Source organism: Paraburkholderia sp. GAS348, from assembly GCF_050434205.1.
GTDB lineage: Bacteria > Pseudomonadota > Gammaproteobacteria > Burkholderiales > Burkholderiaceae > Paraburkholderia.
Genome location: NZ_JBNPVT010000009.1, coordinates 118815 through 138577, shown reverse-complemented (window position 1 = coordinate 138577; position 19763 = coordinate 118815). Strand labels below are relative to the sequence as shown.

At 62.3% G+C, this 19763-nt stretch carries 17 protein-coding genes and 2 pseudogenes; 12 read left to right on the top strand and 7 right to left on the bottom strand.

Going from position 1 to position 19763, the window contains the following annotated elements:
* Nucleotides 1-284 precede the first annotated feature (284 nt).
* From P3T22_RS17605 to P3T22_RS17595, 3 genes are read left to right on the top strand one after another with little or no spacing between them, the layout of a single operon-like run.
* Nucleotides 285-1280, top strand: a complete 996-nt coding sequence (locus tag P3T22_RS17605) for a M23 family metallopeptidase (RefSeq protein WP_429325619.1) — start codon at nt 285-287, stop codon at nt 1278-1280.
* Nucleotides 1273-1662 carry a hypothetical protein gene (locus P3T22_RS17600; RefSeq protein WP_429325618.1) on the top strand — a complete coding sequence of 130 codons (390 nt, stop codon included), beginning with the start codon at nt 1273-1275 and terminating at the stop codon, nt 1660-1662. The genes P3T22_RS17605 and P3T22_RS17600 overlap by 8 nt, the downstream gene beginning before the upstream one ends.
* A 28-nt stretch (nt 1663-1690) precedes the next feature.
* The gene (locus P3T22_RS17595) at nt 1691-2125 is read left to right on the top strand and encodes a bactofilin family protein (protein ID WP_429325617.1); all 435 of its coding nucleotides are present in this window, start codon (nt 1691-1693) and stop codon (nt 2123-2125) included.
* Nucleotides 2126-2141: 16 nt separating this feature from the next.
* Here the strand turns inward: P3T22_RS17595 and P3T22_RS17590 are convergent, their stop codons facing one another.
* Together P3T22_RS17590 and P3T22_RS17585 are read right to left on the bottom strand one after the other, a co-directional pair.
* Nucleotides 2142-2948: a hypothetical protein gene (locus P3T22_RS17590; RefSeq protein ID WP_429325616.1), complete on the bottom strand. Its 807-nt coding sequence runs from the start codon at nt 2946-2948 to the stop codon at nt 2142-2144.
* Between the two features lie 122 nt (nt 2949-3070).
* Nucleotides 3071-5176, bottom strand: a complete 2106-nt coding sequence (locus P3T22_RS17585) for a putative bifunctional diguanylate cyclase/phosphodiesterase (protein WP_429325615.1) — start codon at nt 5174-5176, stop codon at nt 3071-3073.
* Between the two features lie 57 nt (nt 5177-5233).
* On the opposite strand from P3T22_RS17585, the gene P3T22_RS17580 reads away from it, so the two are divergent.
* The 6 genes and pseudogenes from P3T22_RS17580 (at nt 5234) to P3T22_RS17555 (ending at nt 8993) form a co-directional block, all read left to right on the top strand.
* The gene (locus P3T22_RS17580) at nt 5234-5557 is read left to right on the top strand and encodes a hypothetical protein (protein ID WP_429325614.1); all 324 of its coding nucleotides are present in this window, start codon (nt 5234-5236) and stop codon (nt 5555-5557) included.
* 8 nt (nt 5558-5565) lie between these two features.
* The gene (locus P3T22_RS17575; RefSeq protein WP_148662288.1) at nt 5566-5775 is read left to right on the top strand and encodes a hypothetical protein; all 210 of its coding nucleotides are present in this window, start codon (nt 5566-5568) and stop codon (nt 5773-5775) included.
* A 52-nt stretch (nt 5776-5827) separates the two neighbouring features.
* A complete protein-coding gene (locus P3T22_RS17570) occupies nt 5828-7045 on the top strand; it encodes a DUF2252 domain-containing protein (protein WP_429325706.1) in 1218 nt (405 codons plus the stop codon).
* A gap of 485 nt (nt 7046-7530) precedes the next feature.
* Nucleotides 7531-7671, top strand: a pseudogene (locus P3T22_RS17565) (family 1 glycosylhydrolase); the annotation flags it as partial.
* Between the two features lie 20 nt (nt 7672-7691).
* Nucleotides 7692-7880: pseudogene (locus P3T22_RS17560) on the top strand (ABC transporter ATP-binding protein); the annotation flags it as partial.
* Between the two features lie 48 nt (nt 7881-7928).
* The gene (locus P3T22_RS17555) at nt 7929-8993 is read left to right on the top strand and encodes a LacI family DNA-binding transcriptional regulator (RefSeq protein ID WP_429325613.1); all 1065 of its coding nucleotides are present in this window, start codon (nt 7929-7931) and stop codon (nt 8991-8993) included.
* Here P3T22_RS17555 and P3T22_RS17550 read toward each other — a convergent pair.
* The 3 genes from P3T22_RS17550 to P3T22_RS17540 all read right to left on the bottom strand — a co-directional run bounded on the left by P3T22_RS17550 (nt 8963) and on the right by P3T22_RS17540 (nt 11582).
* Nucleotides 8963-9820 carry a PA4780 family RIO1-like protein kinase gene (locus tag P3T22_RS17550; RefSeq protein WP_429325612.1) on the bottom strand — a complete coding sequence of 286 codons (858 nt, stop codon included), beginning with the start codon at nt 9818-9820 and terminating at the stop codon, nt 8963-8965. The genes P3T22_RS17555 and P3T22_RS17550 overlap by 31 nt on opposite strands.
* 180 nt (nt 9821-10000) lie before the next feature.
* On the bottom strand, nt 10001-11257 hold the full coding sequence (locus tag P3T22_RS17545) for a type II toxin-antitoxin system HipA family toxin (protein WP_429325611.1): 1257 nt from the start codon (nt 11255-11257) through the stop codon (nt 10001-10003).
* The gene (locus P3T22_RS17540) at nt 11244-11582 is read right to left on the bottom strand and encodes a helix-turn-helix domain-containing protein (RefSeq protein ID WP_429325610.1); all 339 of its coding nucleotides are present in this window, start codon (nt 11580-11582) and stop codon (nt 11244-11246) included. The genes P3T22_RS17545 and P3T22_RS17540 overlap by 14 nt, the downstream gene beginning before the upstream one ends.
* Before the next feature lie 771 nt (nt 11583-12353).
* Between P3T22_RS17540 and P3T22_RS17535 the strand changes: the two genes are divergently transcribed.
* Nucleotides 12354-14066, top strand: a complete 1713-nt coding sequence (locus tag P3T22_RS17535) for a SulP family inorganic anion transporter (protein ID WP_429325609.1) — start codon at nt 12354-12356, stop codon at nt 14064-14066.
* 31 nt (nt 14067-14097) lie between these two features.
* Here P3T22_RS17535 and P3T22_RS17530 read toward each other — a convergent pair whose 3' ends face one another.
* Nucleotides 14098-14469 carry a hypothetical protein gene (locus P3T22_RS17530; protein ID WP_429325608.1) on the bottom strand — a complete coding sequence of 124 codons (372 nt, stop codon included), beginning with the start codon at nt 14467-14469 and terminating at the stop codon, nt 14098-14100.
* 135 nt (nt 14470-14604) lie between these two features.
* A complete protein-coding gene (locus P3T22_RS17525) occupies nt 14605-15498 on the bottom strand; it encodes a LysR family transcriptional regulator (RefSeq protein ID WP_429325607.1) in 894 nt (297 codons plus the stop codon).
* A 151-nt stretch (nt 15499-15649) separates the two neighbouring features.
* Between P3T22_RS17525 and P3T22_RS17520 the strand changes: the two genes are divergently transcribed.
* Nucleotides 15650-16084: a VOC family protein gene (locus P3T22_RS17520; protein ID WP_063498643.1), complete on the top strand. Its 435-nt coding sequence runs from the start codon at nt 15650-15652 to the stop codon at nt 16082-16084.
* Between the two features lie 430 nt (nt 16085-16514).
* Nucleotides 16515-19742, top strand: a complete 3228-nt coding sequence (locus P3T22_RS17515) for an efflux RND transporter permease subunit (protein WP_429325606.1) — start codon at nt 16515-16517, stop codon at nt 19740-19742.
* Nucleotides 19743-19763: the final 21 nt, after the last annotated feature.

Here is a 19763-nt window from a genome sequence, read left to right as displayed (position 1 = left end):
AATCGGCGCCCTTTGTCCATTATCGCCACCGGCTTAGTGTCCGGTCGATGCCGCATGCAGTTAGTCTTGTCCACCGATTTCCTGTCCCTCTTTAGCCCGCTCAGCCCGCTCAGCCCGCTCAGCCCGCTCAGCCCGCTCAGCCCGCTCAGCCCGCTCAGCCCGCTCAGCCCGCTCAGCCCGCTCAGCCCGCTCAGCGCGTTCAACACGCCGAACGCGCTGAACGTGTGTTGTGGCGCCCGTGCGCGGCCTTGCACGGGCCCGATGGCACGCGCCGGGAGCCGCTGATGTCCTCCGTGTTTCGCGCCGGCAGTCAGCTTTCCAGCGGCTCGGTGAGGTTCGTCACGCGCCGCACCGCGCTGACCATCGCGGTTGTCACGGCGTTCGGCACAGCCGCCCTGACGCTCGCCGCGGGCATCGCGATCGGCATGCATTGGCCGGCGCGCGGCGGCTCCGGCGAGCAGGCAGCGAACCGTGTCGAGCACGACTATGCAGTCGATCAGCTCGGCAAGCTGAACGCGTCCGTGGCGCAGATCGAACCGCGCATCGCGCGCCTGACGATGCAGGTCGGCGCGTTGCGCGATTTCGAAGCACGCCTGAATACACCGCGGCCGGCGCCGCGCGCACCGGCCATCCCAGCCACCCTGGCCACCCTGGCCCCACCGGGCGCCGCCTCTGAACCCGACACGTCCGCTACCGACAGCGAAGGCGAGGGCGGCCCTTCCTTACCGCCGCGCAGCTGTACGGATGTCATGCCGCAACCGGCCGTTCATGCCTATGCCGGGCGCACCCGGCAACAACTGGATTGCATTGCCGCGACGCTGTCCGCGCTCGAGCAACAAACCGCCGACCACGCGATCGCGTACGCCGCCTTTCCCGGCCGCATGCCCGTCGACGGCGCGCGCTTCGGCTCGCCGTTTGGCAACCGCACCGATCCGTTCACGCAGCGCTTGAGTTTTCATCCGGGCGTCGACCTGGTCGCCAGAACCGGCACCGCGATTGTGGCGGCGGCGGGCGGCCGGGTGATTTTCGCTGGCGAGAAATTGGGCTATGGCAATGCGGTCGAAATCGATCACGGCAACGGCCTCGTGACCCGTTACGGCCACGCGTCGCGCATTGTCGTGCATGTCGGCGATCTGGTGCTGCCGCGCCAGTATGTCGCCGATGTCGGCTCGACCGGCCGCTCCACCGGACCGCATCTGCATTTCGAAGTGCTGGTCAACGGCGCGCCGGTCGATCCGGCTGCCTACCTCGCGCTATTCGCGCCCGTGCCCCATGGTTGAACGACGTCGTTTTTCCCGCGATGCGGGCAGTCTGACCCACCGCGCCTATACGGTGCAGCCCGCGCGGCCGCTCGTTCTTCGCGTAACGATTTGGGTGCTGGTGTGCGCGCTCGGTGCGGCAGGTGGCGCGGCGGCCGTTTTGGCGTGGCACGCGCAACGCGCGGATACACCGGCTGATCAATGCAATGCGGCGCGCGTCGATGAAGGCAGCGAACAGACGGAACTCGCCCGCACGCGGCTTGCGCTGGCGCAGGAATCGGCGGCGCGCGCCGCGGTGCAGAAAACCGCGGACGGCGCCGCCGCCGACGCCGCGCGATTGAACGCCGAACTGCAGTTTCTGCGCGGCCAGAGCAAGGCTAAGACGCCGACGCCGAGCCGCTGACTGTCATTTTCATTTCCACGAGGTACTTATGTTCAGCAAGAAAAAGCACGCGGGCATCCAGCAGACCAAGCTCGCCACCCTCATCGCACATGACGTGCGGATCACGGGCGACCTCGTGTTCAGCGACGGCCTGCGCATGGACGGCCACGTGAAGGGCAACGTCAGCGGCGAGCAGGGCACTCAGACGCTGCTGGTATTGAGCGACCGCGGCTCGATCGAGGGCAACGTGCATGGCTATGACGTGGTGGTCAACGGCCGGATCGTCGGCGATGTGATCGCCGATCACTTCGTCGAATTGCAAAGCAATGCGCATGTGACCGGCAACATCTACTATCAGCAGCTGCGGATGGATTGCGGCGCCTCGGTGGACGGCAAGCTTACCCGGCGTGAAGCCGCGCAGGCGGCGACGCCGATTCTCGTTTCGGTGGCCGATACCGCACGCGAGGAGCGCAAGGCCGGCTAAGCGGCCGCGCTCCGCGTCAAACCGGCCCCGGCAGCGACTGGCATTGCGCCGGTGTGTCGTGGCCGAGCGAGTCGCAGCGCCGCGAGCGTGAATCGAACATGGCGCGCATTTCCCGTGCTTCAGCGAGACGGTCCAGCGCGCCGCGGTCGAGCGTGGCGAGCATGTCGCGTTCGACGATCAGATGGTGCAAGGCCAGCACGATCAGGCCGATGGTCAGCAGCAGATCACCTGCGAACACCACGGCGTAAAGCGCCGAGGTGGTGCGCGGATTGCCGTACAACAGGGTCATGTTGGCGCGGTCGAGCAGCACAAGCACGAGCGGCACGACGGCATTGAGCGTCACGATCGCGCTGCCCACCGCCACCAGCATGCGTGCTGGCCCGAGATGCGGACGGCGCCGGCGGCACACTTCATACAGCGTCGCCGCGCGGTACGGCACGAAAAACAGCGCCAGCAAGCCGGCGCGGACCACCAGCGGTGCATTCCATGCCAGCGCGCTCCCGTACAGCAGGCAGAACACGGCAGTGATGACGAGACCGGCGCGCCACGGCGCGGATGCGCCGAACAGGTCGCGCGTGCCCGACCAGATCAGCATGCGGCTTTGCAACGCCAGCGCCGCCGTGGCCAGCAACAGCAGGTCGTTGTGCCAGATCGCATGCAACGCGAAGCAGGCCGTGGCGGTGGCAAGCAGATAAAAGCCGGCGGCCCAGAAACGGAAGGCGCCGACCTGAAGAAACATGCGCGAAAGCGCCGTCGAAATGAGGGCGCTGCACAGAAACGTGATCAGCCACACCGTTTGGAACGTCGCTACGTCAATCATCATGAAGTTTCCAGCAGCCACTCTGTCTGTTCCTGCTTATCGGTAAAACGAGGCCATGCAGCGGGGGGCGCCATGATGGACAACTGAACGGAGCCGCCATACGGGTTTCGAACGGATCCGGATGCTCACGCGGCCACCATTCTTTCACGGAGCAGCTCGCCGAAGTCGTCGGCGGTGAGCGGCTTGCCTAGCAGGAAGCCTTGCATCTCGTCGCACATCATCGACTTGAGCATGTCGAGCTGCGATTCGGTTTCGACGCCTTCGGCCACCACGTCCATTTCCAGCGAGTGCGCGAGCGCAATGATCGCGGCGACGATCGCGCTGCCTTCCGGTCCGTGCTCGTCGAGCCCGTTGGTGAAGAAGCGGTCGATCTTCAACTGCTTGACGCGAAAACGTTGCAGATAGGCGAGGCTGGAATAGCCGGTGCCGAAATCGTCGATGGCGATTTCAAAGCCGCTTGCCTGGAACGCACGGATCATTTCGATGGTTTTCGGCGCGTCCTGCATCGCGACGGTTTCGGTGATTTCGAACATGATCTGGGCGCATTGCACGCCTTCAGCTTTGACGATCTCGAGCATCGTTGCGACGAGATTCGGTTGCGACAACTGGCGCGGCGACAGATTGATCGCCACTTTCATCGGCGGCAGGCCCTGCTCGATCCAGCAGCGAATCTGCCGGCAGGTTTCGCGCAAGACCCAGTAGCCGATCTGCACGATCTGGCCCGAGCGCTCGGCAATCGGAACGAACTCGAGCGGCGCCAGCGTGCCGAGCTGCGGATGATGCAGGCGGATCAGCGCTTCCGCACCCGCCAGCGAGTCGCCGCTGCCGTGGAACTTCGGCTGGAAGTGCAGTGAGAAATGTCCGGCGGTGAGCGCTTCATGCAGCGCGCTTTGAATTTGCAGCGTGCGCATCGCGGCTTCATTCATGCTTTGTTCGAAGAAGCGATAGGTGCTGCGGCCCGCGCGCTTGGCTTCGTACATGGCCGCGTCGGCATGTTTGAGCAGGGTGTCGACGGTATCGCCGTCGTGGGGATAGAGCGCGATGCCGATGCTCGGCATCACCTGCAGCGGTTGCGAATCGCTCCATATGCCCTGGCGCATCCGGTCGAGCACGCCTTCGGCTATCGTGCAGGCATCTTCGCGTGAGCCCAGGTTCTCGGACAGCACGACGAATTCGTCGCCGCCGAGACGCGCGACGGTGTCGCTCGCGCGCACGCACAGCAGAAGGCGCTGTGCGAACGCGGACAGCACTTCATCGCCAGCCGAGTGGCCGAGCGAATCATTGATGGTCTTGAAGCCGTCGAGATCCATGAACAGGATGGCGAACACCGAGCGCTGCCGGCGCGCGTTATGGATCGCACGGTCGATGCGTTCGGTGAGCGTGCTGCGGTTGGGCAGGCCGGTTAGCGTATCGAGCGTGGCGAGGCGCACGATCTGACCGTTCAGCTTCGACACCGAGCCGATCAGAAAGCTGGTGCGCGCATCGAAACGCGACAGCATCAGCGTGACGATCAGAATCGCAAACGTGAACAGGATCACCGACGTCGCGAGCCACGCGGCGTTCACGCCCTTGGCTGCGCCGCACACGGCGCCGGGCGGAAACTCGGCCGCCGCCATGCCGGCGTAGTGCATGCCGGTGATCGCGACGCCCATGACCAGCGCCGCGATGAAACGTTTGCTCACTACGTGGCGTTCGCCATCGTTACTGAGTGCGCGTGCCATCCATAGTGCGGCGGTCGACGCGCCGATCGCGATCGCAAGCGAGCCAGCGAACCAGGCCGGCTGATAGTGGGTGCCGGGCTCCATTTCCATCGCCGCCATGCCGGTGTAATGCATGCCGGCAATGCCGAAGCCCATCAGCACGCCGCCGGCCGCGAGCCGAAGCGGCGTGAGCCGCGCGTTGGTTGTCACGACCAGCGCCAGATACGACACGCCGATCGCGAGTCCAAGCGAATACGCGGTTGTCGCGAAGTCGTAGCCGAGCGGAATCGGCAGTGAGAAGGCGAGCATGGCGATGAAGTGCATCGACCAGATCCCGACACCGAGTGCCGCGGCGCCGCCCAGGCGCCACGCGTGCCGCAGACGTGCGGACGCCAGCAGGAAAATGCGGCCTGTCAAATCGAGCGCCGTGTAAGACGCCAGCACCGCGACGACGAACGAGATTGCAACCAGCCAAAAATTGTATGAGCTCTGCATGTTAAGTCCAACCGCGGGAGGGAAGCGGCTGAACATGTTATCGACAGTTGTCGGCGTTTATTTAATTGATTTTCAATATGTTAGATATCGGCGTTGAGCATTTCGCGTCTGGCCGTGGTTTATGCCAACGAGAAGCCTTCGTCGAGCCAGCCCGAGACGCCGCCGATCATCAACTTGACGGGCCTTCCGATGACGCGCGCAGCGATGACCGATGGTGGCGGCGTTGCGCCGGTCGACGCCACAGCGAGGATCGCCAACCTCGCGCCTTTTGACAAACAGGCGGACAAATGCCTGATCGAGTTCAAGCTCTCCGCACCGGAGACGCTTGATGTAGAGATGCACGGCTCGCCGACGGAATGCGGTTTCGGCTTCAACGTCAGTGCGGACGGACGTTACTATCTGATGACAGGCTCCTGACGGTCGGCATGCTGGCGACCACGCGCCTGTTCAGCTTGGCCCGCGTGGCTTCCCCATCCAGCGCCGCGTCTCTTATTATGCTGTTGTTGCTGATCGTTCCGCTGCTCGTCTCGCTGTCGTTCATGCTGGTCGCCGATATCGACAGCCCGCGAGGTGGTGTGATTCGTGTGAAGCCGCTCAATCTTCATGCGCTCGCGGATTCGATCCGCTCGCATTGAACCCGTACCGAACCCGTACTGAACCCCATTGAGCCACATGAAAGGGAAAAACATGTCCGATCTCGCGCAGACCATCGCCAGCTTCAATACCGGCCGCGATTCTGAACGGCTCGCGATGAAATACAAGCTCATGCGAGGCTCGCCGTTCGTGTTTCTGCGCGGCACCTGTCATCTGTTTTACGCGCGCCTGCCGCGCGACAAGGTGCTCGACGATGCGCCGCCGGTGTGGATCTGCGGCGACATGCATCTGGAAAATTTCGGCAGCTACAAGGGTGACAACCATCTTGTCTATTTCGACAACAACGATTTCGACGAAGCCTGCCTCGCACCGAGTCTTTACGAACTGGTGAGGCTCGTCACGAGCGTGCTGGTCGGCGCGAGCGATCTTAAGCTGAGCCGTGCGGAGGCACTCGCGCTTTGCCATACCGCAGTCGATGCCTATAGCGCGGCGCTCGCCTTCGGCAAAGCGCGCTGGATCGAAGCGGAGACGTCGACCGGCATGGTGCGCGATCTGTTCGACGCATTGGCGAGCCGCACGCGCACCGAGTATCTCGATCGGCGCACCACGCTCAAGGGCAAGGCCCGCGTGTTGAAAGTGGACGGCAAGAAAGCGCTGCCGGTCAGCGACAAGGCGCGCGCTGCCGTCACCGAGTTCATGCATCAATTCGCCGCCGGTCAACCCAATCCCGACTTCTATCGCATCGTCGACGTGGCTCGGCGGATTGCCGGCACCGGCAGTCTGGGCGTGGACCGCTACGTGATTCTCGTCGAAGGTAAGGGCTCGCCGGACGGCAACTATCTGCTCGATCTGAAAGAGGCGCTGCCTTCTTCGGTGACGCCGCATGTGCGCACGCCGCAGCCGAAGTGGCAGAGCGAGGCGCAGCGAGTGGTTGAAGTTCAACGGCGCAATCAGGCGGTCTCGCAGGCGTTCCTGCATGCAGTCGATTTCAATCAGCGCTCGTATGTGCTGCGCAGCTTGCAGCCTTCGGAAGACCGCGTGGCGTTGAGCGACTGGGACGGCAAGTTGCCGCGGCTCGAAGCAGTGGTCAACAGCATGGCCGAATTGAGCGCGTGGGGGCAACTGCGCAGCGGCGGCCGGCAGAAGTCGTCGATTGCGGACGAGCTGATCGCGTTCGGCATTCGCAAGGATTGGCAATTGCCGTTGATCGAACTCGCGACGCAGTGCGAGGCGCAGGTGAATGCCGACTGGAAAGCGTATTGCGAGGCGTATGATGGGGGGGCGTTCAATCTGGTGGCGAAGAAGTCTTAACGGGGCGTCACGCTGGGCGCTTAGCGCGGCGCCTGGTGTTTTGTATCGCTCTTTGGGGCGGCTGCTGCCGCACCCCGTCTTTTTCCTTCTAGCTGTATCAGGCCGGACCCTCAGTCCTCATCCATTTTCATGCAGGCATATCTCGCGTCCAACGGGACCGCGTGCGGCCGGTCCACGTCTGACGTTCTGATTTTCGTCGCGGTGATGTGGCAAAGGCTCACAGACTCTTGCGTAGTTCCCTGCGGGTCTTCACGACCACGTTGAAAGCGTCTTTTGTGTAGACGCATGGATTGCGTAGTTTTAGGAATTGTCGAATAGCGGGGATTGAATGCTCCTTATAGGGTGCTTGAGATTTAAACAAGTATAACTAATAAGGATGACTATGAAAAATAATAGAATGACTGATTGGTCAGCGGCCGTGGCGGCTCGCCTGCTAGCCGCATTCACATGCTGCTGACGGTGGCGTTCGGTGCAAACGCGGACGACTACTGTATAAGCGTCTTCTGAACCGCCTGAAAGAGAAGGGCATGACGACCTTCGTGACGTTCTATCACTGGGACTTGCCGCAACATCTGGAAGATCGCGGCGGCTGGCTCAATCGCGACACCGCTTACCGTTTCGCCGACGCTCGAGCACGACAATCGACGAGCGCGCAAGCATTTCACTGATCGAACCGATGGGCAACCACCGTGTCATCTGGCTCGACTATCATGGAGTGCAAATCGCGTCGATCGACCAGACGAAGGCACCGGTGGCGATAGCAGATGCCGCGGCGTTCTCGTTCGATGGCGCGCATATTTCGCTGTTCGAGGAAGACGGCGGCGCGCGGCGATAGTGACTGGATGCTGCGTCGTTGACTACAACCGGCTTGACGGAGACCCGCGTGGCAACACTCAAAGATGTCGCGGCACTGGCTGGCGTCGGCATGTCGACTGCCTCACGAGCCATTTCCGGCAAGGGACCCATTTCAGCCGATGCCGCCGCCCGTGTGAAGGCCGCTGTCGAAGCGCTGAATTTCCGGCCGTCGTCTATCGGCCGGGCGATGGCGACTCAATCGCTCGGCATGATCGGTATTTTCGTGCCGACCTTCGTCGGCTCCTGCTACGGCACGATTCTCAAGCAGACCGACGCCGAACTTCGCGCGGTGCGTCGCCACGTGGTGGTTGCAACGGGTTGCGGGGAAGTGTCGCCGCGCGAGCAGGCCATCGAGGCGGTGCGCTTTCTGATCGGCCGCGATTGCGACGGCGTGGTGGTGATCAGCCACGATCTGCACGACGAGGATCTGGACATGCTGCACCGCATGCATCCGAAAATGGTGTTTCTGAATCGCGCGTTCGATCAGTTGCCGGAGGCGTCGTTTTGCGCGGATCATCGGCGCGGCGGCGAACTGGCGGCGCGCACGCTGCTCGATCACGGGCATCGGGATATCGCGGTGATTTCCGGGCCGTTCAGTGCTTCGCACAATCAGACCCGGCTCGAAGGCTTCTTTGCCGAACTATTGCGCGAGGGCATCGCACGCGAGGACGTCACGCTGATCGAATCGGACTTCTCGCCGGAAGGCGGTTACGCCGCCGCGCAGAAGCTGCTCGATTCGAAGCGGCGTTTCACCGGGCTCTTCTGCGCGAACGACACGATGGCAGTGAGCGCGCTGGCGCGCTTCCACCAGGCAGGCATTGCCGTGCCGGACGAAGTTTCCGTGATCGGCTACGACGATGACTATTCGGCCGCTTATGCCTCGCCCGGACTCACTTCGGTGCATATCCCGACGGCGGAATTGACGCAGAATGCCGTGCGCTGGCTGGTCAATCAGTGCTACCGGACCTCGTGGGAAATCTTCCGCGAGTTTCCAGTGAGCGTGACGATGCGGGAGTCGGTGGCGCAAGCGCCGGGAGCGCTTACGCGGGGTGCAGGGTCGGCTCAGGTGCCGCTGCGCAGCGACTGTTCGTAGCGCAGGCGGGCTTCTTCGTCGAGCCGCGTGTCTTCGAGTTCCTGCAGCACGCCTTCGAGATCGATCGGCGTGGTGTCCAGTTCGACACGGCCGGTCAACTCGGCGTCCACGTGCAACGCGCCCGCTTCGTACAGCGACCAGATTTCCTTGCCGTAGCGGGTGTCGAGCAACGCGGGCGCGAAGCGGCCGAAATAAGTGGCGAGGTTGTTCACGTCGCGCTCCAGCATGGCCGGTGCTTCAAGATTGCCGGCGGCATCCACGGCTTGCGGCAGGTCGATGATCACCGGGCCGTCTGCTGCGAGCAGGATGTTGTATTCGGACAGGTCGCCGTGAATCATGCCGGCGCACAGCATGCGCACCACCTGCTTGAGCAGCAGCGCATGCAGTTCGAGGGCGCGTGCTTCGCTCATCTCGACATCGTTCAGACGCGGCGCGACGTTGCCGTCCGCATCGGTCACCAATTCCATCAGCAGCACGCCGTCGGTGCAGATGAACGGCTGCGGCACGCGCACGCCGGCATTGGCAAGCTGGAACAGCGCATTCACTTCGGCGTTCTGCCAGGCCTGTTCCTGCACTTCGCGGCCATAGCGGCTGCCTTTTTCCATCGCGCGCTGCTGGCGGCTGTTCTTGACCTTGCGGCCTTCTCGATAGGACGCGGCCTGGCGGAAACTACGCTGTTTGGCGTCCTTATAGACCTTCGCGCAGCGCGTGGATTCGCCGCTGCGGACCACGTAGACGGTGGCTTCCTTGCCGCTCATCAACTGCGAGATGACTTCGTCGATCAGGCCTTCTTCGACCAGCGGGAGCAGACGTTTGGGTGTTTTCATGCGGCCGCCGGGGAGCTTGGGGCGGCTGATCGGACCTGTGCGGCCGATTGCGAGGGGAGATGGTGCGGGATTCGGGTCATGCCGGATTATAAGGGGTATCGAGACACGCGCCGGAACGCGAGCGTGAAGGTGCCGGATGCGGCCGGATCGCCTCGTGCGTGTGGCCGCCATGCGAGGTCATCACGCCTGAAAGATGGACTCCATTCGCTGTACTTCGGGCCGGGACAGATTCAGCGCGGCGGCTTCTTCCCGCCACGTGTTGACGGCGTCTTGAACTTCCGCCACGATGCGGCGCGCTGGCGCGTCGTCTAGTCGATAAAACTCAGCGGTTTCGATCGCGGTTTCGAGATTCGGCAGGGCGCTCAACCCGTCGAGCGTGAGCGCGTGTTCCCGCTTGCTCGGGTTTGGATTCATATCGAACGCCGGCGAGAGCCGCCAGCCCGAAGCCTCGCGCATGAAGCCGTGATTGCGAAGATGATCGTCCCGGTTTCCCACGAGGACGTTGAAAACGACTCTTCTGAAGAGCTGGGCGAGATCTTCGTCGATATGACCTTGCGCGCCGTTGCCGGCAAGATACTCGGCAATGTCCAGATAGCTGGCTTCCGATTCGCCGTCCTGACGTTCGAGCAAGGTCATGGCGGAGGTGTACATGCGCCGGCTGCCTTCACGGCGATCGAATCGTTCGACGCAGAACGTGCCATAACGTGCGCCGACGTACTTGAGTTCGGACTGCGGCACCCAGATGCCGGCTTTCCTGGCCAACCGGTGTGCGATGTATTCCCACGCGCCGATGTCATAACGGTCGTCTTTCGCGGGGAATTTGGCGATCCAGAGATCGTTGCCCAAGCTGGTGAAGTTGGCTTTCGGACGAGCGCCACCGAGTGAAGTGCCAGGTGCGATCAGCATGGCGAGCCACTGCTCGTATTCGGGCAGTTTTTCGATATCCGCCTCTTCAATGCGCAGGCTGATATACGCCAGGGTCGCGAGGTCGGTGACCGGCGGCGCGGCCTCGGCGCTGTTGTCGAGAAAATGTCCCTCCGTGTCCTGAAACCGCAGCGCGCCGACTCGCGTCAGATCGTGTACGCCCAGCAGGAAATCGATCTCCTGCAAATTACGCATGGGCCGGTCTTCACGATCTGCCGCCGCGGCCTCGCGGCGCTCCATCAGCACGCGGCCCCAGCGATCCGGTGCTGAATCCATGAAGACGCCGAATGCGGCGGACTTCGCGGGCGGGTATTGCTCGTCGGTCCATAACTCGAGGCGCGGGTCGAGCATGAATGCGTTACGCCCGTCTACCCAGTTCTTTGCATAGGCAAACGATGCAGGCAAGTCGGTACGTGCAGTCTGGCGATACAAGGTGCCGACCTGTTGCAGGCTGCTCAGTTCGGTTGCGTCGAGAAATACCTTGAACGCATCTCGACGTTTATTGCTGACCATCAGATTTCTTCGGGTGTTTTTTTGTCGGCGGCCCGGTTTTGACAGGAACGGCGCCGGGCGTGTTCGTACGCGGTTTGCGCTGACCCGGCAACTTGAGATCCTGCAACTTGCGCCCGAGTTCGTCGTCGCGGGCGATGGCTTCCATGTCCTTGTCGAGGCCCAACACGCGAAGCGCCCGCATATAGGTGCCGAGCGCGATATTCGGATCGCCTTTCTCGAGGCGGCTCAATGTGTCGCGCGAAATGCCCAGCCGTTCGGCGAACAGCACGGTTGGGAGTTCACGCCGCAGACGGGCGAGTTTCAGCCGTTCGCCGAGAGCACGCATCTGCTTCTCGACCGACGGAAAGGGACGTTGAAAGGTGCGGGGCATGTCCGATAGATTAGGCAAATATCATGACTATGTCAAAAGTATCGGACAAGAAGGCTGGGCCCGGACGTTCTGGGCGTGTTGAAGGTACCTCAAAAATTCCGATGTTTTGTACGATATTTCAGGCATAAATTAGGTTTTTGCCTGAAGTATCGTACAAACCTGAGTGTTCAACAACCGGTGGACTCCTTCAAACCGGCTTCCTACCCCGCCAGTCCCTTCAGCAACGGCCTGGGATTGAATTCGTCGGCTTAGGGCCGCCTGCGTTTCAGCAAGCAGATCGGCATGGGCTTGCCGCTGTTTGACGACGCGTTCGGCACATGGGCACCAACGCAGCCTACACGTGGCTCGGCACTGCTGTCGTGCAGATGCCGGCCGTGTAACGATGTTGTAATTGGCGGCAACAGTGTATTGCGTTTTCCCCCATTCAATTCGCATGGCAATCGCTTAAAATTCGCCGTAACAATTTGTTACGGGGTGCGAGATGTTAGCCGTGTTCATCATCACCTGTCCGATCTGCATCGTCGCGTTGTTCGGTTTTGCACGACATGTGGATCCGCTGACAGGGCAGTTCAAGCGCTAAGCCGAGGTGGGGCGATTCCAGTGGCGAGTTCGGAGCCATTGCCGGTTTTAGCCATTTTCTTCAACTGATCAAGGCCTCAATCCTTGCCTTTGTGTGCCGAGTCACGGCACGATGCGCGATAACCTAAGTTTGGGGCACGACCGCGCATGCGAGATTTTCTGGCAAATATCACTACACGTCTTGGCGTACTGAAGGGCATGCTTCCTTTGAGCCGTGCCGCTGCGGCGCGCGATGCGCTGGCCGGCGTGCAACTGGCGTCGATGGATATTCCGCAGGTGCTCGGCTACGCGCGCATTGCCGGCATGCCTGCCGTTACAGGCCTTTACACCGTCTTTCTGCCGCTTATCGCGTTCGCGTTCTTCGGCGCGTCGCGGCACCTCGTGGTGGCTGCCGACTCCGCCACCGCCACCATTTTTGCAAGCCGCCTCTCGACCATGGCGCCGGCTTCGAGCGCCGAATATGCGGCGCTCGCCGGGATGGTCGCCTTGCTCACTGCCGCGCTCCTGTTCATCGCGCGAATCTTCAAGCTCGGTTTTCTCGCTGACTTTCTCTCGCGCACCGTGCTGGTCGGCTTCCTCGCCGGCGTCGGCGTGCAGGTCGGCATCGCCATGCTGGGCGACATGGTCGGCGTCCCCGGGCATGCCGCGCGCAGCGTCGATCAACTCGCGCTCGTGGTGCGCGAGTCGGCGCAGATCAATCTGCCGACGCTCGTCATTTCTGCGCTGGTGGTGGTCTCCATTCTGGTTTGCAAGCGCTTTTTGCCGCGCGTGCCGGTGCCGTTGATCGCGGTGGTGGCGGGTATCGCCGCCAGCGATGTGTACGGTTTCGCGGCGCACGGTATTGCCGTGCTGGGGCCGGTGGCAGGTGGATTGCCGCCGCTGCGCATGCCCTCGGTCACGTGGCAGCAAATGCTCGATCTGCTGCCGGTCGCCGCCTCGTGCTTCGTGATGATCGTCGCGCAAAGCGCCGCCGCGAGCCGCGTATTCGCCGAGCGCTATCAGGAAACCGTCGATACCAATGCCGATCTGCTGGGAATTGCCGCCGCCAACGCAGCGGCGGCGTTTTCCGGCGCCTTCGTCGTGAACGGCAGTCCGACGCAAACCGCCATGGCCGATCGCGCCGGTACGCGCAGCCAGTTCGCGCAGGTCGTATTCGCGGTGGTGGTGGTCGTGGTGCTGCTGTTTTTCAGCCGATATCTGCAGTACCTGCCGCACTGCGTTCTGGCCAGCATTGTGTTTACGATCGCCATCGGCCTGGTCAACCTGCAGACGCTGTTTTCGATTCGCCGCGAAAGTCCCGGTGAATTCACGCTGGCCGTGTTCACCGCGGCGGCCGTGGTGCTGATCGGCGTCGAGCACGGCATTCTGGTGGCGGTCGCGTTATCGCTGCTGCGGCATGTGCGGCATAGTTACCGGCCGCACACCATGGTCCTCGTGCCCGGCGAAGACGGCATCTGGGTGCCGGTAGCGGCCGCGCCAGGACTCCAGACTGCGCCGGGGCTGATCGTCTATCGCTTCGGCGCCGATCTGTTCTACGCGAACGACCACTTTTTTGTCGACGACACCGGCGGCCTGATCGATCACGCGCCGAGCGCGGTGCGCTGGTTCGTGATCGACGCGAGTGCGATCACCGACCTCGACTATTCGGCGGCGCGTTCGATCGGCGAGTTCTGCGCGACGCTAAAGCGCAGCGGCATCGAAGTGATCTTCGCGCGCGTGAACCAGTACTTGCGCTCGGATATGGATCGGCATGGGATTACGCCGGTCGTTGAAGCAAGATGTATTTTCAGCACCCTGCATGAAGCGCTACACATGGCAGGGGTGGAGCAACCGGGTAAGCACGTTAAAGAGGCGTTGTAAGCGCCAGTTTCGCCTGACGCGGTGGATTGCTTCAGGCTTGCGGCTCTTCGTCGGCAAAGAAGTAAGCGATAAAAAAGCATGCGCCCGAGAGCAAGGCGCCCAGCACGGCCACCGTGTATGCGAGCGCCTTACCATGCCAAAGACCGTTGAACCACTGATGAAGCTGGGCCATCAACACCGCCGCGTTGCCGCCGATGCGCTGCAATTCGATCTGATAGCGCGGGTCTGCGATACTGTACATGGCGACGGCGCTGTCTGGCGCCGGAGCCATGGCATAGATGATCGCCGCGGCGATCAGGCCGGCGAACAGCACAACCGCGCTCGCGAGATAAAGCCGCTTTTGCAACGGCGAGCGCTTCACTGCCGGATGCGCTGCCGGATTCAGGTCATCGCCACCGCTCATCGTGTTCGTGTGTCCGCTCGGGTCATCAAGGCGACAGTATCGCAGAGCGGGCGCACCGCGAAGGCGCGGCTAGCCTTTCGAAGTCAGCAGCTTGATCCCGGCAATGCCGAGCCTGATCGCGAGCGGCCCGTCCACTCAGGCCGGCCGGGCAACCCAACCCCCCGCGGCTATACCGATGCAATCCGCCAGCCCCCCCGCCACCGCCTGCCGGCTATGCCGTGGACGCTGCACGAGCCCGATTTCACGGTGAAACGTCGCGTCGCCGAGTTCGAGCGCGGTGACGCTGGCGGGCCACCTGCCGAGTCCCGCCGTATTCGGAATCAGCGCCACGCCGATGCCGCGCGCGACCAGTTGGGCGATACCCTGTAACTCGTCCAGTTCGATCACGTCGTGCACGTTCAGCCGCGCACGCCGTAGAAAGCGGTCGACCAGCCTGCCGCCGAACGATCCCCGGTCATAGCGGATGAACGGCTCGCTTCTGAGCAGCTCGCGCCAGGACCGCTTGCCACGCGCGAGCGCCTTGGGCGCCAGCAGCACGAACGGCTCGGTGACGAGCGTGCGCCATTCCAGTTCGGACGGCAGCGCGAACGGCGGTTTGATGATGACGGCGAGATCGAGCTCCCCCGAGTCCACCTGCCCGAGCAAACCCAGCGACACGCCGGGCACGACGCGAATCCGCCAGCCGGGGCGGTCGTCGCGAAAGCGGGCCAGCGCGTCGGCGAGAAACGACACTTGCGCGGACGCAATCGCACCCACCCGCAACATCCCACTTTCGGCCACGCCTGCGCCGCGTTCCGAGAGCCTGTTGTACAGCGTCATCATTTCTTCGGCGAGTGCGAGCGTTTCGCGGCCGGCGTCGTTGAGCGTGGCGGAGCGGCCCGTGCGGTCGAACAGCGCGAAACCGAGTTCCTCTTCGAGCCGTTGCATTTGCGCGCTCACGGCGGATTGCGTCAGGCCGATGCGCGCGCCCGCGCCGGAAAACGTGCCGTACTGGCTGACGGCGATAAAGGTCTTGAGTTCGCTGAGCATCGAAGATGGGTCGATTGATCGATTTTGGTGTTAGTCAGGTCAAATATATATCGTTTTTCACCATTTTTAGTCATGGTTAAAATTGGCCTCACGCGTGCACCTTTGTGGGCGCGATGCGTTATTCCACTATCCCCCTGCGAGTTTTCCCATCATGACCGTTGCCGAAACCGTTTTGCCGCCGTTCCATCTGGCGTTTCCTGTGCATAGCCTCGCCGCCGCACGCGAGTTCTATGGCGAGTTGCTCGGCTGCCCGGAAGGGCGCAGCTCGCCGGACTGGGTCGACTTCAACTTCTACGGCCACCAGATCGTCGCGCACCTCGCGCCGGAGGAAGTCGGCCACCGGCAGACCAGCAAGGTTGATGGCGACGCGGTGCCGGTACGCCATTTCGGCGCGGTGCTCTCGATGGCGCAATGGCAGGCCGCCGCGGACAAGCTGCAAAAGGCCGGCATCGACTTCATCATCGAACCGCATGTGCGCTTCAAGGGCGAGGTCGGCGAACAGGCGACGATGTTCTTCCTCGATCCGTCGGGTAACGCGCTGGAATTCAAGGCGTTTGCGGATATGTCGTCGCTGTTTGCGAAGTAATGTTGGTGCAAGGCTGGGCCTAACCGCCCGGACGGTGATCGCATAGGCTCGACCTGAACGTAAGGTATTAGCATTGCGCAACAAAATATCGAGGCATGTCTCGCATAAGCTTGGCGAGGCATGCCTTTAATTGCCCCCTTAAAATCGCCTATCTACACTTCATCAAACGTTTGCGGCTCATGAAGCCACATGTGTTTGAAGTCCCGCCAATCCTTACATTAGCCTTCCTGACAATTTCGCCATTTTCGCGCCATGCAGGCGTTGGTGCTATCGATCTAGCATAGGACTTGATTCACCGGGAGGCGCGCGAGCATTGGCTCCGGCAACATGGCTTCATGTTTGCCGGCTTCGGCATGTCGAATGCTGAAACAGCGCGGCCTTCCAGTCACGGCGATTCAATTTCTTATCGGCATTCTCTCGGGCGCGTTTCATGTGGATCGTCAACGTTGCGCTTAAGCGGCCCTACACGTTCATCGTGATGGCCATTCTGATCTTGCTGGCAACGCCATTCGTGCTGTTGACCACGCCGGTCGACGTGCTGCCGGAAATCAATATTCCGGTGGTCAGCATCATCTGGAATTACACGGGCTTGTCGGCCGAAGACATGGCCAACCGCATCACGTCGGTCAACGAGCGCAGTCTGACCACCACGGTCAACGACATCGAGCACATCGAATCGCAGTCGCTTGCGGGGATCGCAATTCTCAAGGTGTTCCTGCAACCGAACGCTAACATCCAGACCGCGATCGCCCAGACCGTGGCCGTCGAGCAAGCGCAGCTCAAACAGATGCCGCCGGGCGCCACGCCGCCTTTGGTGATCAGCTACTCGGCTTCCAGCATTCCGGTGATCCAGCTCGGCTTGTCGAGCCCGAAGCTCTCCGAGCAGGCGCTCAACGATACCGCGCTGAACTTCCTGCGCCCGCAACTGGTGACGATTCCGGGCGCGGCCGTGCCATATCCGTATGGCGGCAAATCGCGTCTGATCTCGGTCGACCTCGACACGCGCGCGTTGCTCGCAAAAGGCCTGACGCCTTCGGATGTGGTCAGCGCGTTCAATGCGCAAAACCTGATTCTGCCGACCGGCACGGCCAAGATCGGGCCGAAGGAATACACGATCAACATGAACGGCTCACCCGCTACGGTGGAGGGGCTCAACGACATTCCGGTGCGCACGCTCAATGGCGCGACGACCTATCTGCGTGAAGTGGCGCACGTGCGCGACGGCTTCTCGCCGCAGACCAATATCGTGCGGCAGGACGGACACCGCGGCGTGCTGATGTCGGTGCTGAAGAACGGCAGTGCGTCGACACTCTCGATCGTCAATACGCTGCACGGCATTCTGCCTGCCGCGCGCGCTGCCTTGCCGCCGGACCTGAACATCACGGCCTTGTTCGATCAGTCTGTGTTCGTGAAAGCGGCGGTGCAGGGCGTGGTGCGTGAGGCGGTGGTCGCCGCCGCATTGACCGCTGCAATGATCTTGCTATTTCTCGGTAACTGGCGCAGCACCTGCATCATCGCGATTTCGATTCCGCTGTCGATTCTGTCCTCGCTGATCGCCCTGCACGCGCTCGGGCAAACCATCAACATCATGACGCTGGGCGGCCTCGCGCTGGCGGTCGGGATTCTGGTCGACGACGCAACGGTGACGATCGAAAACATCGAACGGCACCTGCATATGGGCACGAATCTGCACGATGCGATTCTCGACGGCGCCGGCGAAATCGCGATTCCGGCACTCGTCTCGACGTTGTGCATCTGTATCGTATTCGTGCCGATGTTCTTCCTGACCGGCGTCGCGCGCTATCTGTTCGTGCCGCTGGCCGAAGCGGTGGTGTTCGCGATGCTCGCTTCGTACGTTCTGTCGCGTACGCTGGTGCCGACGCTGGCGATGCTGCTGATGGGCCACGCGCACAAGCCCAGGGCCAATGCCAGGCCGAGTCTGTTTCGACGCCTCTATCTGCGTTTCGATCGCGGCTTCGAGCGCATGCGCTCCACCTACATCATGATTCTCAGCAGCGTGCTGGTGCGCCGCGGCAGGTTCGGCAGCCTGTTTCTCGGTTTCTGCGCGCTGTCGATGAGTCTTGTTTTCGTGCTCGGCGAAGACTTCTTTCCGAGCGTCGATGCTGGCGACATTCGTCTCCATATGCGTGCGCCGACCGGCACGCGCATCGAGGAAACGGCGCGTCTCGCGGACCAGGTCGAGAATGTGATCCGCGAGGTCGTGCCGCCTGCGGAGCTCCGCACGATTCTCGATAACCTCGGCTTGCCGTATAGCGGTATCAATCTCTCGTATAGCAACGCGGGCACGATCGGCACGCTCGACGGCGAAATTCAGGTGGCCTTGAACGAGAACCACAAGCCGACGCAACGCTATCTGGACAAACTGCGCGCGATCCTGCCGCAGCGCTTTCCGGGCGTCGAGTTCTTCTTTCAACCGGCCGACATCGTCACGCAGATTCTCAACTTCGGCCTGCCCGCCGCCGTGGACGTGCAGATTTCCGGCGCGGATCAGCAGGGCAACTTCGATGTTGCGCGCAAGCTGCTGAAACAGGTGCGGATGATTCCCGGTACCGTCGATACCCACATCCAGCAGAAACTCGACGAACCGGCGATCAATCTTCAGATGGACCGCACCCGGCTGCAACAACTCAATCTGAGCGCGAGCAATGTGGCGCAAAATGTGCTCATTTCCTTGTCCGGCAGTTCGCAAACCTCACCGGGTTTCTGGTTCAACAACAGGAACGGTGTCGAATACAGCGTCGCGGTGCAAACGCCGCAGTATCAGGTGTCGTCGATCGACGAGTTGTTGCGCACGCCCGTCTCGGGCTCGGCCAACGGTCCGACGCAACTGCTCGGCAACCTCGTGCGGGTCTCGCCGCAGAATCAGTTCGCAGAAGTCACGCACTACAACATCAGGCCGGTGATCGACCTGTACGTAAGCGTTGAAAAGCGCGACCTGGGCAGCGTGGCCACTCAGGTCGACAAACTGGTGAACAACGTGCGGGCATCGTTGCCGCGCGGCAGCCAGATCACCTTGCGCGGGCAGGTGCAGACCATGCGCAGTTCCTTCTTCGGTCTCGGGATCGGCGTGGCGATGGCCATCGTGCTGGTGTACCTGCTGATCGTGGTGAATTTCCAGTCGTGGGTCGATCCGCTGATCATCGTCAGCGCGTTGCCCGCGGCACTGGCGGGCATCGTATGGATGCTGTTCCTGACCGGTACGCATTTGAGCGTGCCGGCATTGACCGGCGCGATCATGACGATGGGCGTCGCCACCGCCAACAGTATTTTGATGGTGTCGTTCGCGCGCCAGCGGCTCTCCGCCGGCGCACCGCCGCTCACCGCCGCGCTCGAAGCCGGGGCAAGCCGGATCAGGCCGGTGCTGATGACCGCGTTCGCGATGATCATCGGCATGATTCCGATGGCCCTTGGTCTCGGTGAAGGCGCCGAGCAGAATGCGCCACTGGGCCGCGCAGTGATCGGTGGCTTGCTGTTCGCTACCGTGTCCACGCTGTTTTTCGTACCGCTCGTGTTCGCGGGCGTTCATACCCGCCTTGCGCGACGTCACCGCGACGACGATACAGACACGACGGGCAGCCAGGGCCGCGGCAACGACGGCCCCGCGCCGGACCACGGCGGCGAAGGCAAACCCGCGTAACGTTAATTGACAGCTGACAGA